Origin of the sequence: Couchioplanes azureus (assembly GCF_014648355.1) — a bacterium.
GTDB classification, from domain to species: Bacteria; Actinomycetota; Actinomycetes; order Mycobacteriales; family Micromonosporaceae; genus Actinoplanes; species Actinoplanes azureus.
In genome coordinates, this window is the sequence record NZ_BMQY01000001.1 from 1,322,679 (window position 1) to 1,337,288 (window position 14,610).

Here is a 14,610-nt window from a genome sequence, read left to right on the forward strand (position 1 = left end):
CATCAGGCCCTGTCTCAGGGGCGCAGTTCGGCGACCGCGCACTTGATGCTGCCGCCACCCCGCTTGAGTTCGCTCAGCTCGACGTAGACCGGGGTGTAGCCGGCCGCGCGCACCTTCTCGCCCAGCGCCGTGGACTCGGTGTTGAGGATGACGTGGCGCCCGTCGCTGACCAGGTTGAGGGCGAAGGCCTCGGCGTCGGCGCGGTCGGCGATGACCGCGTCCGGGAAGAGCTGGGCGAGGACCCGCTGCGAAGACTCCGAGAAAGCGCCCGGGAAGTACGTGACGTTGCGGTCGTCGAGCGCCGCGAAGGCCACGTCGAGGTGGTAGAACGCCGGGTCGACCAGCTTCAGGGAGATCACCGGGCGGCCCAGCACCTCCTGCGCCTCGGTGTGCGCGGCCGGGTCCGTACGGAAGCCGTGGCCGGCCAGGATCAGGCCGCCGTGTGCGTCCGGCACGTAGGCGAAGTCGCCCTCGCCCTCGTTGACGTGCTCCGGGTCGGTGAAGGTCCACGGTCCGCCGACGTAGAACTGCCGGTGGGCGGCGGCTTCCGCGGCGCGCTGCGGGTACTTGAAGCGCGCGCCGTACACCTTGCCGTCGACGGAGAAGGCGCCGTTGGCGGCGTACACCATGTCGGGCAGCCCGGCCACGGGGTCGAGGACGTGGACCGTGTGGCCGAGGTCGGTCAGGGTGTCCTTGAGCATCTGCCACTGCTTGAGCGCCAGAGCGGGATCAACCGGGACAGTGGTGTCCATCCAGGGGTTGATCGCGTACTCGACCGTGAAGTGCTCAGGGGGACACATGAGGTATGTCCTGATTCGCGGCAAGCGCTCCGTGTGGCTCATGCAGTAAAGGGTAGGTACGCTGGGACGACCGAAACAGCTCAATCCCTTGCTCGTCGGAGGCGAATCGTTGCAGATGGACGCCGTAGACAAGCGAATCATTGCGCTGCTCGTCGCCGACGCCCGCGCCTCGTACGCGGAGATCGGCGCGAAGGTCTCGCTCTCCGCCCCGGCGGTCAAGCGGCGGGTCGACCGGCTCCGGACCAGCGGCGTCATCAAGGGATTCACGACCGTCATCGAACCGGCCGCCGTCGGGTGGACCACCGAGGCCTTCGTCGAGCTCTTCTGCACCGGCCGCACCACGCCCGCCCAGATCACGGTCGCCACCCGGCGCCATCCCGAGGTCGTCGGCGCGTACACCGTCTCCGGGCAGGCGGACGCGCTCGTGCACCTGCGGGCCGCTGACATCGGGCACCTCGAGCAGGCCCTCGAACGCCTGCGGGCCGAGCCGTTCGTCACCTCGACCCGCAGCATGGTCGTGCTCTCCCGGCTCGTCGAGACGCCGACACCGGTGCCCACCGCGAACTAGCCGGAACCGCGGACGGTCACGCCGCGTCCCAACCCCATGTCGCGCCGCTCACTGCTCTGTGCCGCCCTCGCCGTCGCGCTGCCCCTCAGCGGCTGTACGGCGCCATCGTCGCCGCCCACCCCGCCGCCGCCCGCGCCGGGACCGATGCGGCTGGTCGCCTTCGACTCGTGTCAGCAGCTCGAGGCCGACCTGAAGCGGGCGGCCAAGGCCAGCGTCGGACCGTACGGGCTCCCGGGGTCCGGCGGGATGGCCGAGCTGTTCGCCAGCGGCGCCCGCACCATGGCCGACAGCGCCGGGGTGACCGCCAAGGCACCGGGCGGCGCCCCACCGGAGCACTCCGGCACGAACAACCACGAACGGGACGCCGACGAGCCGGACATCGTCAAGACCGACGGGCGCCGGATCGTCACGGTCGACCAGGGAGCGCTGCGCGTGGTGAACGCGGCGACCCGTACCCAGACCGCCACGCTCGACCTGCGGCTGCGAGAGGGCAGCGGTCCGCTGGAGCTGCTCCTCGCCGGCGACGTGGCGCTCGTCCTGGTCCCGGGCGGCTGGGCCGGCTACGCGGCGGACTCCACAACGATGCCCGCCGCCACGAGAACCGAGCTGATCTCCGTCGACATCTCCGGGCCACCGCAGATCATCAGCCGCTACCGGGCCGAGGGCAGCCTGGTCGACGCCCGCCTCACCGGCAGCACGGCCCGGATCGTCCTGCGCACCTCGCCGCGGATCCCGTTCCGGGAGCTGCCGGCCGCGTGGGACGACGACGAGCGGATCGAGGCCCAGCGGAAGGTGATCGACCGGGCCCCGGTCACGGCGTGGCTGCCCTCCTGGGAGGTCACCACCGGCCGGAGCACGTCGAAGGGCACGGCGGACTGCGGGCGGGTCAGCCGGCCGTCCGACTACTCCGGCGGCGCGCTGGTCAGCGTGCTCACGTTCGACCTGACGAAGCCGGTGCTCGGCAGCGGCGACGCGGTCACGGTGACCGCCGACGGCGACACCGTGTATGCCACCGGAAGCAGTCTCTACCTCGCCAACGACCAGCGCTGGCGGGTCGGCTGGTTCAAGGGCGGGGCGGGGATGCCGGTCCGGCAGGAGACCGAGCTCTACCGTTTCGTGCTCAACGGCAACCAGCCTCCCGTGTACGCGGCGGCCGGCACCGTCCCCGGCTTCCTGATCAACCAGTACGCGATGTCCGAGTGGGACGGGCATCTCCGCGTGGCCACGACGAACGAGCAGGCCGGACAGTCGGCCGTACGCGTGCTGCGATCCGACGGCGACAAGCTCGTGCAGACCGGGATGGTGGACGGCCTCGGCAAGGGGGAGCGGATCTATTCCGTACGTTTCGTCGGGCCGCGCGGCTACGTCGTGACGTTCCGGCAGACCGACCCGCTCTACAGCCTCGATCTCGCCGACCCCGCGCGGCCGAAGGTCACCGGCGAGCTGAAGATCACGGGATACTCGGCGCACCTGCAGCCGGCCGGTGACGGCAGGCTCATCGGCATCGGGCAGGAGGCCGACACGAACGGCAGGATCCAGGGCACGCAGGTCTCGCTCTTCGACGTCGCCGACCCGGCCCGGCCGCGACGGCTCGCCCAGCACCACATCGCCGGGGGCTACTCCGAGGCGGAGTGGGACCCGCACGCGCTGCTCTGGTGGCCGGCGACGAACCTGCTCGTCGTACCCGTGTCGACGGTCTCGTCCGACGGCGCCGGCCCGGGCGGCGCGCTGGCGTTGCAGGTCACCGACGCCGGCGTTCGGGAGCTGGCGACGCTGCGGCAGCCGCTGGTCCGCCGCTCGCTGGTGATCGGTGACACACTGTGGACGCTCTCCGCCGGCGGCCTGCAGGCGTCGCGCCTGTCCACCCTGGAGAAGCTGGCCTGGCTACCCGCCGTCTAGAGGTACATCCCCGTGCGGTGGTCGTCGCCGTCGGCCGGGGCGGACTTCGCCGGGGCGGGCTTGTCGCCCTCGCCGAAGAAGCGCTTGCCGCCGAACTCGCCGTGCAGCCGGTCGTCGAGCTCGTCGGCGAGGCCCGTCATGACCTGCACGGCCAGCATCAGGTGGGTGGCCTGGAAGTTGCGGCCGAAGACCGGAATCGAGGCCCAGACCGTGTCCTGCGCGCAGTAGAGCCGGCCGATCGGCATGCGGTTGGTGAGCTCGGACAGCTTCACGTACAGCTGCTCGGTCGGCTCGACCTCGGTCAGGATCGGCGAGAAGACGTCGACCAGCGGCGGATTGTCCCGTACCCGGACGAACACCATCGCCGAGCCCGCCCGGATGCCGATGTCGCCGTCGGTGTCGACCTGGAGCTGGTCGACCGTGGTCTTGGACATGGTCGCGACCACGGTACGGACCCGCTCCTCGAGCGGCACGACCTCGTCGGCGGCGGTGGCCAGCGCCTCGGAGAGCACGCCGTCCTCGTCAAGATCGTCGAGGCTGAGCTCCCGGTCGATCGACGGCTCGTGCCGGGCGGTGGCCAGCGGCGCCGTCTCGATCGGCTCCTCGTCCTCGTCGTGCACGAGGTAGACCAGGAACGCCGGGTGCGGCGCGCCGTACACGTCCCGCAGGGTCCGGGAGACGATCGTGGCCAGCTGCTTCGCGGCATCGATGGTGGTCCGCAGCCCGAACGAGTCACCCGAACCGGCCAGCACCCCCGGCGGCGACCAGCCCAGCGCCACCAGATCGGCGACCGACGCGCGATCCATCCGGAAACCCTCGGGCAGCGCGGCGTTGCCGACCGCGAGCGCCTCGATGACCCCGTCGGGCAGCACCCGGATGCTCACCGAGTACACGGCGGTGCCGGTGCCGGACGCGGTGGGGTCGAGCGTCAGGTCGACGTGCGCGCCGGCGCTCAGGGTGGGCAGCAGCAGGGCGAGTGACGAGGCGAATTCCCGCCACGCTTCGGTCACCTTGGCCCGCAGGTCGGCCGTGGTCGGCTCGTCGAGCAGGACGCCCTCGGGCTGATCAGGAGTGTTCTCCGCCGTCATGATCGTCACCTCCGCCCCGTCACCCTATCGAGCCGCCGGACCACCTCACGGGCGCGTCTCAATCCCGATCCGTCTTTCCCGGGCCTCCGAGGCGCTTCGATCGGCTCGTGCCGCGGTCTCCCGTCGCCGTCCGGACCTCGCGGGCGCCGCCTCGGGGGTTTGCATTCGTCGGGCCGCGTTTGCGGTGCCGACGAGTCGCGACTCTCGATCCGCTCCCGTCGACAGCGGCCCTCGCTCTCGGGGAGCCTTCCGCACCCGAGCCGGAGCCTTTACCGGTCGCCGGTGGGCCAGCTCTTGGCCAGCTCGCTCAGGCGGGCGGCGACGTCGGCCGGGTCGGCGCCGCGGCCCACGGCAAGTCCCATCAGGTAGGTCGAGATCGGTGCGCCGGGACGCACGACGTTGTGCGCGACGTCCCGCGCCACGTCCAGCACCAGCGCCGTCGCGGATGGTGCCTCCCGTGCCACATCGGTGCTGCCCGGGGCCGCGTCCGCTGCCGGTGCCACATCGGTGCTGCCTGGGGCCGCGTCCGCTGCCGGTGCCACATCGGTGCTGCCTGGGGCCGCGTCCGCTGCCGGTGCCACGTCGGTGGCGCTCAGGCCGAGTTCTGCCGCGGCCGCCTTGATCCATTCGTCGAGGACGTTCATCGGTGCCGTACCTCGCTGGTCCGCGGGCCGTCATCGGTGCCGCAGCAGTCGTTCACCCGCTCTCCTCCCCGGCACCGTCCGTGCCGCGAAGCCACGTTCACCGGACCCACTCCTCGGCGGTCCGCAGATCGTCGTCGGTGTCGCAGTCGAACCACGGCGGCGGCCCCGGTCGCCGCCACGAGACCTCGATGAAGCGCAGATGCTCCAGCAGCGCGTGCATCGACGCGCCGTGCAGGCCCCCACGCTGCTCGGCGAGCTTGCTGACGGCGTCCCGGAGCGCGCTCGTACGCCACACCCCGCACAACGCCTGCCGGCGGCCCTCCGCGTCGCGGTAGACCGCACCCTCCAGCGGTGCGGACTCGACGGTGAGCCGCAGCACGTCGATCGCCTCACCGGTCAGCAACGGCAGGTCGGCGGCGAGCAGCGCGGTGAAGCTGACGTCCCGCGGGACCAGCGCGAGCCCCGCCGCCGTGGCCGCCACAGGCCCGCCTCCCCGCGGCTCCTCGCTCGTGGAGGCCACCTCGACGGGCAGGTCGGGAGGCACTCGACCGACGACCACCTGAGGATCGGCATCGTGCACCGCGGCGAGCACACGGGTCAGCATCGACTGCCCGGCCACCGGCAGGGCAGCCTTGTCCGCCCCACCCATCCGACGCGCCGCACCGCCCGCCAGCACCACCGCCGCGAATCCCCCCACGTACGTACCGTATCCCGCCGCGCCCGCGAGCGTGACCGCGCGGAGCCCGACAACCCGGAGAAGCCGCGCGGATCGGGTCCGTCAGCGGCCAATTGCCGCAGTTACCGAGGGCGTGAGAGCCGATCCGGACGACCCCGCCTCGCTGTAGCGGACCGCGGCGTGCGAGCCGACCCGGCCTACCCCCACCTCGCCACAGCGGACGCCGGCGTGCGACCCGACCCGGCGTCGCCTCGCCGCAGCGGACGGCGGCGGTGCGACCCGACCCGCCTCCCGCCCTCGCCACAGCGGACGGCGCCGGTGCGACCCGACCCGCCTCTCGCCCTCGCCACAGCGGACGGCGCCGGCGTGCGACCCGGACCGCCTGCCCGCCGCGCCCTGCCTTGCTTCGCCTCGCGGACATCGGGCGGCGGGCGGCGGCGTGCGGCCTGATCCGGCCGGCCCCTCCTCACCGCAGTGGGGCGGCGGCGTGAAAGCCAACCGGTCGAGCTGGCCTCGGCGCGGCGGCCGGGCGCGGAGGAGCAGACCATAGGCTGGCGGCATGGCGCGGACGACGAACCGGCGACCCGTGACGAAGATCGACCTGGACGCGCCCGGGGGACCACGTCGCCGTCCCGACGAGCTGGCCGCCGAGGAGCCGCTGGAGATCCGACTGCGCAAGAAACCGCTCGCCGTCACCATGCGCACGCCGGGCCAGGACATCGACCTCGCCATGGGATTCCTGTTCGGCGAGGGCATCATCCGGTCGGCCTCCGACGTCGTCACCGCTCAGCTGTGCGCGGGCACCGACGCGCCGAACACCTACAACGTGGTCGACATCGCGCTGGGCGATCACGTCCCGCCGCCGGCGACCGATCCGAGCCGCGGCTTCTACACGTCGAGCTCGTGCGGCGTGTGCGGCAAGGCCAGCATCGACGCCGTCCGCACCCGGTCTCGCTTCGACGTGAGCGCCGACGAGGTGTCCGTCGCCGCCCGGACCCTGGCCGAGCTTCCCGGCAAGCTGCGCGCCGCACAGCAGACCTTCGACCGTACGGGCGGACTGCACGCGGCAGGCCTCTTCGGTCTGGGCGGGAAGCTGGTCGTGCTCCGCGAGGACGTCGGACGGCACAACGCGGTCGACAAGGTCATCGGATGGGCGGTGCGCGAGGGCCGCCTGCCGCTCGCCGGGCACTTGTTGCTGGTGTCCGGACGGGCGAGCTTCGAGCTGACCCAGAAGGCGTGGATGGCCGGAATCCCGGTGCTCGCGGCGGTCTCCGCACCCAGCACCCTCGCGGCGGAACTGGCGGACGAGGCGGGAATGACCCTCGTCGGCTTCCTCCGCGGGCGGTCGATGAACGTCTACGCAGGGGCACATCGTGTAGTCGTCTGAGTTCCCTGCGCATTAGCCACTCATTAATCCGCGTCATGGCAACTCAATCCGCGTCATGGCAACTCGGCCCCGCCGTGGGTCTCGAGCATGGACAGCTGGGGCGGTATGCGGCCCCGCGCGACCGCGGCACCGCGGAGACACTCACGGCGGGACCTCCGGGTCGTCCCGTACGTGACCCGGCCAGAAACACCCGCGCACACCAGCGCTCCGCGCGGGACACCGAGCGACCTCCGTGGGCGAGGACCCGGTGCCCGCACTGCACCGGTGCCGGCACCGCACCAGACGGCCGACAACCCGACCGGACAGCGCCGCTGCGACTTTCCGGTTCGGGCCGCCTCCGGCCGGTGACCGTACGGCGGGAGACCCATCCTCCCTGAACGGGACGAATGGGACGGTGTCATCGCCGACGGCGAACGGTACGACGTTCCACCGAGCCTCCGGTGATGGTTCTGTGGCCGGCCGGCCATGCCGGTCGGCCGCATGATCTCCTGTCGCTGCGGACCGGCCTTGTCCTGCGCAGGTGTGCCCCTGTCTCGCGACAGCCCGATGTTCCCGTCTCGCCGCCCAGGTCCGCCTTGTCGGGCTCCGCCGTCCGGCCTGCCCCGATGCCCGGCTCCCCGGTCCGGCCGACGGCCCCCGGCGCCTGCTCGCCCACCCGTGGCAGTGCGTCGATGCCCGGCTCCACGGGCCGGGCCGCCTCCATGCCCTGCTCCACCGTCCGGCCCGCCTCGATGCCCGGCTCCGCGGTCTGGTCTGCCTCCGTGCCATGCTCCGCCGTCTGGCCGGGCTCGGTGCCCGGCCCCGCCTTCTCGCCTGTCTCGCCTGGCCGCGTCCTCTGATGTGCCGCGGCCTCATCGCTGGGCATCTCAGGCGCCATGGCGTCCGGGTTCGCCTCGCGGTTCTGCGCGCCGGGATCGCTGCCGCCTAGCTTTGCCCGGGGATCTTCGTCCTCGACGCCGGAGTAGCCCGGTTCTTCCGGAGCGGGCCGGCCGGTCGGAGTGGGCCAGCCGGCCACCGTCGAGGGCGGGACGGCGGAGTACAGCGTGGCGTTCATCGTCTCGGCCAGCGAGTAGTGCGGGTCGACCTCGAGGGCTCGCTCCACCGCGACAGCCGCCAAGGCTGCCCGGTTGGTGCGCCACGCGATGAAGGAGAGCAGCGATGCCGGCGCCGGAACACGCTGAGGGTTGACCCGGCGCACCACGTCCGACCAGAGCGAGATCTGCCAGTCGTCCATGCCGCTGCGGATCCAGGCGTAGTCGCGCACGGGCACCGAGGTGAGCAGGTGGCCGAGCCAGGCGACCTCGTCGTCGGACAGCCGACCACCAGAACGGTAGCGCCGCTCCGCAGACCGCACCGCCGCCCGGCCCGCCCGCAGGATCAGACGTTCCGAGCGGCATCGGTCCTCGGCCTCGGACGCCGTCCCGCCGTCGTCCTGCGCCGGTTCCTGCCGAAGCAGATCCAGCAGGTTGGTCAGCGCTCGCTCGTCGGCCGCGTCCATGGCCTCGCGATCCGCTCCGGTCACGGGCGCGAGCTGCGCTTCCAGGTCCCTGCGGCTGGGCAGGGCGACCGCTCCCGCGAAGGTCGCCTCCGCTGCCACCACGCTGTCCGGGGGATGGCACAGCCGCCCGTCCTGGGGGCAGCATCTCTGCTTGATGCACCGGTACGACCAGTAGCGGCCGTCGGCCACCCGGAACTCGTCGACGATCCGCAGGCCCGCACGTGACAGGGCGTGCGACAGGTGGCGGAGCGACGGTGTGACGCGGTCGCTGTCGCCGTACCCGATGAGGGCTATGGATTCGGGCCGCTGCTCGGCGACCAGCGCGGCGAGGTGGAGGACCGGTGCCCGGGCTTCGAGGTCGGGAATGCCCGGCTCCGGCAGGTCGATGCGGGCCGCAAACGCCAGCTTGGCACCCGTCACCGCCGCGACGACCAGGCTGTCCGCCGGATGGAACCCGATCAGGAACGGCACCGCAGCGATCAGGTCAGCGGGGGTGCGCACTTTCAGCTTCGTCATGGCAAGCAGGTTGGCCGAGAAGGGTCGGCGGCCGCGTGCCAGAAGCCGCCGCCTGTGGATAACCCTGCGTTGTGGATAACCGGGCCGCCGGATCGGTCACCCATGCCATGCTTCCGATCCGCCGGGAACGCCGTCGGCCCGTTCGCCTCCGGCGACCCGTCATCGCTGCCCGTGACGGAGTCGCCCTCGTGACCTAGGAGCGGAATTGAAGTTCGTGCAGCTCCAGGCCCTCTTGCTGCCAGTCGTGTGGATGGCGGTCGAGGTCCATCGTCAACTCGATCGACGACACGACGTCGTAGCCGGCCGCGTGCAGGCTGCGGATGGCATCCACGTTGCGCGAGGCAGGGGAGATCGTGAGGGCTTGCATGTTGCGCTTCTTGGCCTCCTGCGCAACGTGCCGCAGCAGCTTGCGGCCGACGCCCTTGTGCCGGTGGGAGGCAGTCACCACGACCGGTTCCACCTCACCCGCGCGCCCCCGGATGATCAGGCCCACCAGGCCGATCACCCCGTCGTCCGCGTGGTCGGCGACCCACAGACCGCCGAGGTCGAGGCGGGTCAGGTACTCCTCGAAGCCGGCTCCGCTGTCGTCGGACGGATCGCCGTACATCCGGTTGTGCTGAGCCGTCAATTCCGCCCACAGTCGCCGGCCGGCACTGTGGTCGCTCGGCCGGTACGAACGCACAGCGACAGGTGTCATGCCGACATTTTGACTCCGATTCGGGCACGCCGTAACCCGAAGTGGAAGATAAGGCGGTGGATCTGCCGTATCTGCGCACGCACCCGCAGCATCTCCCGACATTTCTGACTCATCAGCGGATTCGGGAGACCCCCGTGGGAGGCGGTGCCGTCTGCCGGGCATCGCGCCTGACCTTGGACGACGGCTCGTCGCTGTTCGCGAAGACGTGGCCCGCGGGTGAGCCGCCCGAGCACTTCTTCGCCACCGAGGCGGCCGGGCTGGAGTGGCTCCGCGAGGCCGATGCGGTGCCGGTTCCCGAGGTCATCGTCGCGCTCGACGGGATGCTCGCACTCGAATGGGTGGACTCCGGTCCGCCGACGCGCGCGGGCGCCGAGCGGTTCGGCGTGGAGCTGGCCGGCCTGCACCGGTCGGGCGCGGAGAGCTTCGGAGCCTCGTGGACCGGGTTCATCGGGCCGCTGCGGCAGGACAACACGCCATCGGCCGGCCCGTGGGGGGAGTGGTTCGCGGAACGGCGGCTGCGGCCGTACCTGAAGATCTCGGCCGACCGCGGCGCGCTCTCCGGCAGCGATGTCACGGTGGTCGAGCGCATTCTTTCCGGGATCGACAGGTACGGCGGGGAGGAGCCTCCCGCCCGGATCCACGGCGACTTGTGGCCGGGCAACGTGCTGTGGGGTGCCGACGGACGGGTCTGGCTCGTGGACCCCGCCGCTCATGGCGGGCATCGGGAGACCGACCTGGCGCAGTTGGCGTTGTTCGGCGGAGTTGCGCATCTCGACGCGATCATCTCGGCCTATGACGAGGCATGGCCGTTGGCGGAGGGGTGGCGCGACCGGGTTGCCCTGCATCAGCTTCATCTGCTGTTGGTGCATACTGCGGCGTTCGGGGAGCAGTATCGCGAGGCCGTGCGCGCTGCGGCGGATGTGCTACTCGGTCATTAGGGACGTAAGCACCCTTCTACGCCGGGAAGCCTGGCCACGCCTTCCACCGCGAGGGGCCTGGCCACGCCTTCCATTCCGAGCGACCTGGCCATGCTTCCACCCCGAACGACCTGGCCAACGCCTCCACCCCGAGCGACCTCGCCACGCTTCCACCCCGAACGACCTCGCCACGCCTCCACCCCGAACGACCTCGCCACGCCTCCACCCCGAACGACCTCGCCACGCCTCCACCCCGAACGACCTGGCCAACGCCTCCACCCCGAGCGACTGGGGCGACGGTGTGATCGGGCGCCTGGGTGGCTTCGCACGGTCCGCGCCCTGGGGCATGTCGGGCGGATTGGTGCGCGGCGAGGCGTGCGGTGTATCGCAGTGCGGAACAGGCGACGGCAAATGTCGTACCCAAGCGCTACCTTCGACCAGTGACCGAGCTTGCCCTGCCCACCGTGCCGCCGCGGGGTTCCGTGCGTGGGGGTGGGTTGCTTGCCGACCGGTTCGGGCGTGTTGCCACCGATCTTCGGGTGTCGTTGACCGACCGCTGCAACCTCCGGTGCACGTATTGCATGCCCGAGGAGGGGCTCGCGTGGATGCCGCGGGAGCAGCAGCTCAGCGACGACGAGGTGGGGCGGCTCATCCGGATCGCGGTCGAGCGGCTGGGTGTCACCGAGGTGCGGTTCACGGGCGGGGAGCCGCTCATCCGACGGGGGCTCGTGGGCATCGTCGCGGCCGCCGCGGCGTTGCGGCCCCGGCCGAGGCTTTCCATCACCACGAATGGCATCGGCCTTGAGCGGCTTGCGCAGCCGCTGCGGGACGCCGGGCTCGACCGGGTGAATGTCTCGCTCGACACGCTGTCTCCCGCGAGGTTCGAGCAGCTCACGCATCGTGATCGGCATGCCGACGTGCTCAAGGGGTTGGCCGGGGCGGCCGGTGCGGGGCTCACCCCCGTCAAGATCAACACAGTGTTGATGCGAGGCATCAACGATGACGAGGCGCCGGGGCTGTTGCGGTTCGCGCTGGATCATGGGTACGAGTTGCGGTTCATCGAGCAGATGCCGCTCGACGCCCAGCATCGGTGGGAACGGCGCGAGATGGTCACCGCGGCGGCGATTCTGGAGGCGCTGAAGTCTTTCGGGCTGCAGACCGATCCGGTTTCACGTGGAACAGCGCCGGCGGAGACCTGGCTCGTGCCGGGGCACCTCGACGCGGCGGGCAATCCGGCTCGGGTCGGCGTCATCGGCAGTGTGACCAGGCCCTTCTGCGGCGATTGCGATCGCACCCGGTTGACCGCGGACGGACAGGTGCGTAACTGCTTGTTCGCGACCGGCGAGACGGACCTGCGTGGGCTCGTCCGCGGCAATGCCTCGGACGACGAGATCGCCGACGCCTGGCGTGCCGCCATGTGGGGCAAGAGGGCCGGCCACGGCATCGACGATCCGTCGTTCCTCCAGCCGTCCCGCCCGATGTCCGCGATCGGCGGCTGAAGGTGCACACCACCACAGGGTCCGGGCACGCATCGGCGAACCGCGGCACTGCTGCTCACGGCACACCGGTCTTCCCGCACACGACGACCTCCCAGACCGCGGCAGCCACCTCGGCAGCGCTCTCCCCGCACCCCGCGACCCCTCGCGCCATGGCAGCCACATCCGCGTCGCCTTCCCCGCCCCCCGCGACCTCCCCTAACGCAGGAGTGACCTCCCCGCGCCCGGCGCCCCTACCGAGCGCAGACGCCGCCTCTGCGACGGACAGTCGACCGGGCGCTCGACCTGTCCTGGTCCGGTACTTCGCCGGAGCTCGGGCGGCCGCCGGGAACACGCGCGAGGAAACCGTTCCGGCGTCGTCGCTGGACCACCTCATCGAGCTGCTGAGCGAACGCCACGGCGAGCGGCTCGCCGTGGTTCTCAAGGCCGCGAGCTTCCTCGTCGACGGTCTCGCTTGTCATGATCGGCAGGTGGCTTTGCCCGCCGGGGCGACCGTCGATGTCCTGCCACCGTTCGCGGGGGGTTGAACTTGATCGGGTTCGTCGGGCTGATCATCGTCGTTGTCGGCCTGATCCACCTCTACCTGTGGAAACGCCTCGTCCGCGATCCGTTCACGAAGGGCCGGGCTCGCCGTGCCGGTGGCATCGCCGCCGTGCTGCTGGCAATTCTCGCGCCCGCGACGCTCATCGGCGTACGGACCGGCGTCGCGAAGTGGCTGGCGTGGCCCGGCTACCTCTGGATCGCGCTGATGTTCTACCTGCTGGTCGTCCTCGCGGTCCTGGAGATACCGCGCCTCGCCGCCAACCTCTGGCTGCGCTCGAAGGCCGCGACGACCGGAGCCGGCACCACCGAATCCGCCAGGACGGAATCCGCCAGGACCGAAGCCGCGACGACCGCCCGTCCGATGACTGCCGGGGGCGTCGAAAGCGGTTCGGTCGCCAGTGGCCACGACCACAGCGACGGCCTCGACAACCCCGCAGTGAATAGCGGCACCACCACCGCCACGAACGGCGCCGCCCCCGCGACTGCCGACTCCGCCGGCGAGAGCACGAAGACGGCCAGCGAGTCCAGCCACGAGTACACGCCTGGAGGCGCCGCTGAAGGCCGTCGAGATCACGGACCTGCGACCATCTCCACGGATAGGAGCATTGCCCCACAGGGCAGCGCTGGCGCAGGAAAGACCACCCCCGCGAACGGGGGCACTCCCGCGGACGGGGGCACCCCCGCGAACGGGGGCACTCCCGCGGACGGGGGCACCCCCGCGAACGGCAGCACCCCGGCGAACGGCAGCACCCCCGCGAACGGCAGCACCCCCGCGAACGGCAGCACCCCCGCGAACGGCAGCACCCCCGCGGGCGAAGAGGCGGCCGGGATCGAGCGACGACTGCTGCTTGCGCGCGGTGCCGCCATCTTTGCCGGGCTCACCGCCGCGGGGCTCACCGGTTACGGCGTGAAGACCGCGCTCGGGGACCCGCAGCTCGACCGGGTGCAGATTCGCCTGGCCAAGCTGCCCCGCGCGATGGACGGCACCCGGCTCGCCGTCGTGTCGGACATTCATCTCGGGCCGCTGACCGGCCTACGGCACACCGAGCGGATCGTTCGGCTCATCAACTCCGTCGACGCCGACATCGTCTGCGTGGTCGGCGATCTCGTCGACGGGACCGTGGGCGAGCTCGGACGGTTCGCGGCCCCGCTGGCCGGGATCCAATCCCGGCGGGGCGCCTACTTCGTCACGGGGAACCACGAGTACTACTCCGGCCACTCCGAGTGGGTGACCGAGGTAGCTCGGCTCGGGATCCGGCCGTTGCGCAACGAGCGGCTCGAGGTGGCCGGGTTGGACCTGGCCGGGGTGAACGATCTCGGTGGCGCCGCCGTCGGCGACGGCCCGGACTTCGAGCGGGCGCTCGGTGACCGGGATCCCGCGCGGCCGGTCGTGCTCATGGCGCACCAGCCCATCGCGGCCCGGGACGCCGCGCCGTTCGGGGTCGACCTCCAGGTCTCCGGGCATACCCACGGCGGGCAGATGGTTCCCTTCAACCTGCTGGTCCGGATGGAGCAGCCGGTGGTGAGCGGGCTCGGCAAGGTGGACGGGGTGCCGGTGTACGTGACCAACGGCGCCGGGTTCTGGGGGCCGCCGGTCCGGGTGGGGGCACCGCCGCAGGTCACCGTCATCGAGCTCCGCACGCCGTAGGAACCAGCCAGCAACTGGCCAGCCGGAGGGGCCGCGGGGCGAGAGCCGGCCGGACATAGTCCTCCCCGGGAAGAAGGTCGGCCGAGGAAGGCCAGGCAACGAAGGGCCACGGCACGGAGGACGGGCGAGCAGGCAAGGCGGGAAGGGCCGGCCGAGCGAGTCGGCCCAGGTAGACCCCGGCGGGATAGACCGGGTGAGCAAGGCAGGACCAGGCAGGCCGGACCAGGGAGCCC

At 71.6% G+C, this 14,610-nt stretch carries 13 protein-coding genes and 1 pseudogene; 7 read left to right on the top strand and 7 right to left on the bottom strand.

Annotated features, from left to right (window positions below; genetic code table 11):
• Positions 1 to 14 precede the first annotated feature (14 nt).
• Positions 15 to 842: a dimethylargininase gene (gene ddaH, locus IEY99_RS06120; protein WP_189200063.1), complete on the bottom strand. Its 828-nt coding sequence runs from the start codon at positions 840 to 842 to the stop codon at positions 15 to 17.
• 67 nt (positions 843 to 909) lie between these two features.
• On the opposite strand from ddaH, the gene IEY99_RS06125 reads away from it, so the two are divergent.
• Both IEY99_RS06125 and IEY99_RS06130 read left to right on the top strand, forming a co-directional pair.
• Positions 910 to 1,368 (top strand): Lrp/AsnC family transcriptional regulator, encoded by a 459-nt coding sequence (locus tag IEY99_RS06125; protein ID WP_189200065.1) that lies wholly within the window; start codon positions 910 to 912, stop codon positions 1,366 to 1,368.
• A 36-nt stretch (positions 1,369 to 1,404) separates the two neighbouring features.
• Positions 1,405 to 3,267: a beta-propeller domain-containing protein gene (locus IEY99_RS06130; RefSeq protein WP_189200067.1), complete on the top strand. Its 1,863-nt coding sequence runs from the start codon at positions 1,405 to 1,407 to the stop codon at positions 3,265 to 3,267.
• On the opposite strand, the gene IEY99_RS06135 is transcribed toward IEY99_RS06130, so the two are convergent.
• The 3 genes from IEY99_RS06135 to mobA all read right to left on the bottom strand — a co-directional run bounded on the left by IEY99_RS06135 (position 3,264) and on the right by mobA (position 5,696).
• Entirely contained in the window at positions 3,264 to 4,355 is a 1,092-nt protein-coding gene (locus IEY99_RS06135) for a T3SS (YopN, CesT) and YbjN peptide-binding chaperone 1 (RefSeq protein ID WP_189200069.1), read from the bottom strand. The genes IEY99_RS06130 and IEY99_RS06135 overlap by 4 nt on opposite strands.
• A gap of 269 nt (positions 4,356 to 4,624) precedes the next feature.
• The gene (locus IEY99_RS35380) at positions 4,625 to 4,819 is read right to left on the bottom strand and encodes a DUF6457 domain-containing protein (RefSeq protein ID WP_505661150.1); all 195 of its coding nucleotides are present in this window, start codon (positions 4,817 to 4,819) and stop codon (positions 4,625 to 4,627) included.
• 277 nt (positions 4,820 to 5,096) lie between these two features.
• On the bottom strand, positions 5,097 to 5,696 hold the full coding sequence (gene mobA, locus IEY99_RS06145; RefSeq protein ID WP_229798160.1) for a molybdenum cofactor guanylyltransferase: 600 nt from the start codon (positions 5,694 to 5,696) through the stop codon (positions 5,097 to 5,099).
• A gap of 538 nt (positions 5,697 to 6,234) precedes the next feature.
• Here mobA and fdhD point away from each other — a divergent pair.
• On the top strand, positions 6,235 to 7,062 hold the full coding sequence (gene fdhD / locus IEY99_RS06150; RefSeq protein WP_189200071.1) for a formate dehydrogenase accessory sulfurtransferase FdhD: 828 nt from the start codon (positions 6,235 to 6,237) through the stop codon (positions 7,060 to 7,062).
• 397 nt (positions 7,063 to 7,459) lie between these two features.
• Here fdhD and IEY99_RS34855 read toward each other — a convergent pair whose 3' ends face one another.
• Together IEY99_RS34855 and IEY99_RS06160 are read right to left on the bottom strand one after the other, a co-directional pair.
• Positions 7,460 to 9,076, bottom strand: a complete 1,617-nt coding sequence (locus IEY99_RS34855; RefSeq protein WP_268245095.1) for a DUF4192 family protein — start codon at positions 9,074 to 9,076, stop codon at positions 7,460 to 7,462.
• A gap of 193 nt (positions 9,077 to 9,269) precedes the next feature.
• Positions 9,270 to 9,773, bottom strand: coding sequence for a GNAT family N-acetyltransferase (locus IEY99_RS06160; protein ID WP_189200073.1), 504 nt, complete (start codon positions 9,771 to 9,773; stop codon positions 9,270 to 9,272).
• A gap of 56 nt (positions 9,774 to 9,829) precedes the next feature.
• On the opposite strand from IEY99_RS06160, the gene IEY99_RS06165 reads away from it, so the two are divergent.
• The 3 genes from IEY99_RS06165 to IEY99_RS34010 all read left to right on the top strand — a co-directional run bounded on the left by IEY99_RS06165 (position 9,830) and on the right by IEY99_RS34010 (position 12,713).
• Positions 9,830 to 10,711, top strand: a complete 882-nt coding sequence (locus IEY99_RS06165) for a fructosamine kinase family protein (RefSeq protein WP_189200075.1) — start codon at positions 9,830 to 9,832, stop codon at positions 10,709 to 10,711.
• A gap of 419 nt (positions 10,712 to 11,130) precedes the next feature.
• Complete coding sequence (gene moaA, locus IEY99_RS06170) at positions 11,131 to 12,189, top strand: GTP 3',8-cyclase MoaA (protein ID WP_229798162.1); 1,059 nt, start codon at positions 11,131 to 11,133, stop codon at positions 12,187 to 12,189.
• Positions 12,190 to 12,476: 287 nt separating this feature from the next.
• On the top strand, positions 12,477 to 12,713 hold the full coding sequence (locus tag IEY99_RS34010; protein ID WP_229798253.1) for a MoaD/ThiS family protein: 237 nt from the start codon (positions 12,477 to 12,479) through the stop codon (positions 12,711 to 12,713).
• A 226-nt stretch (positions 12,714 to 12,939) separates the two neighbouring features.
• Here the strand turns inward: IEY99_RS34010 and IEY99_RS35230 are convergent, their stop codons facing one another.
• Positions 12,940 to 13,269: a hypothetical protein gene (locus tag IEY99_RS35230; protein ID WP_373293289.1), complete on the bottom strand. Its 330-nt coding sequence runs from the start codon at positions 13,267 to 13,269 to the stop codon at positions 12,940 to 12,942.
• Positions 13,270 to 13,433: 164 nt separating this feature from the next.
• Between IEY99_RS35230 and IEY99_RS34020 the strand changes: the two are divergent.
• A pseudogene (locus IEY99_RS34020) lies at positions 13,434 to 14,377 on the top strand (metallophosphoesterase); the annotation flags it as partial.
• Positions 14,378 to 14,610: the final 233 nt, after the last annotated feature.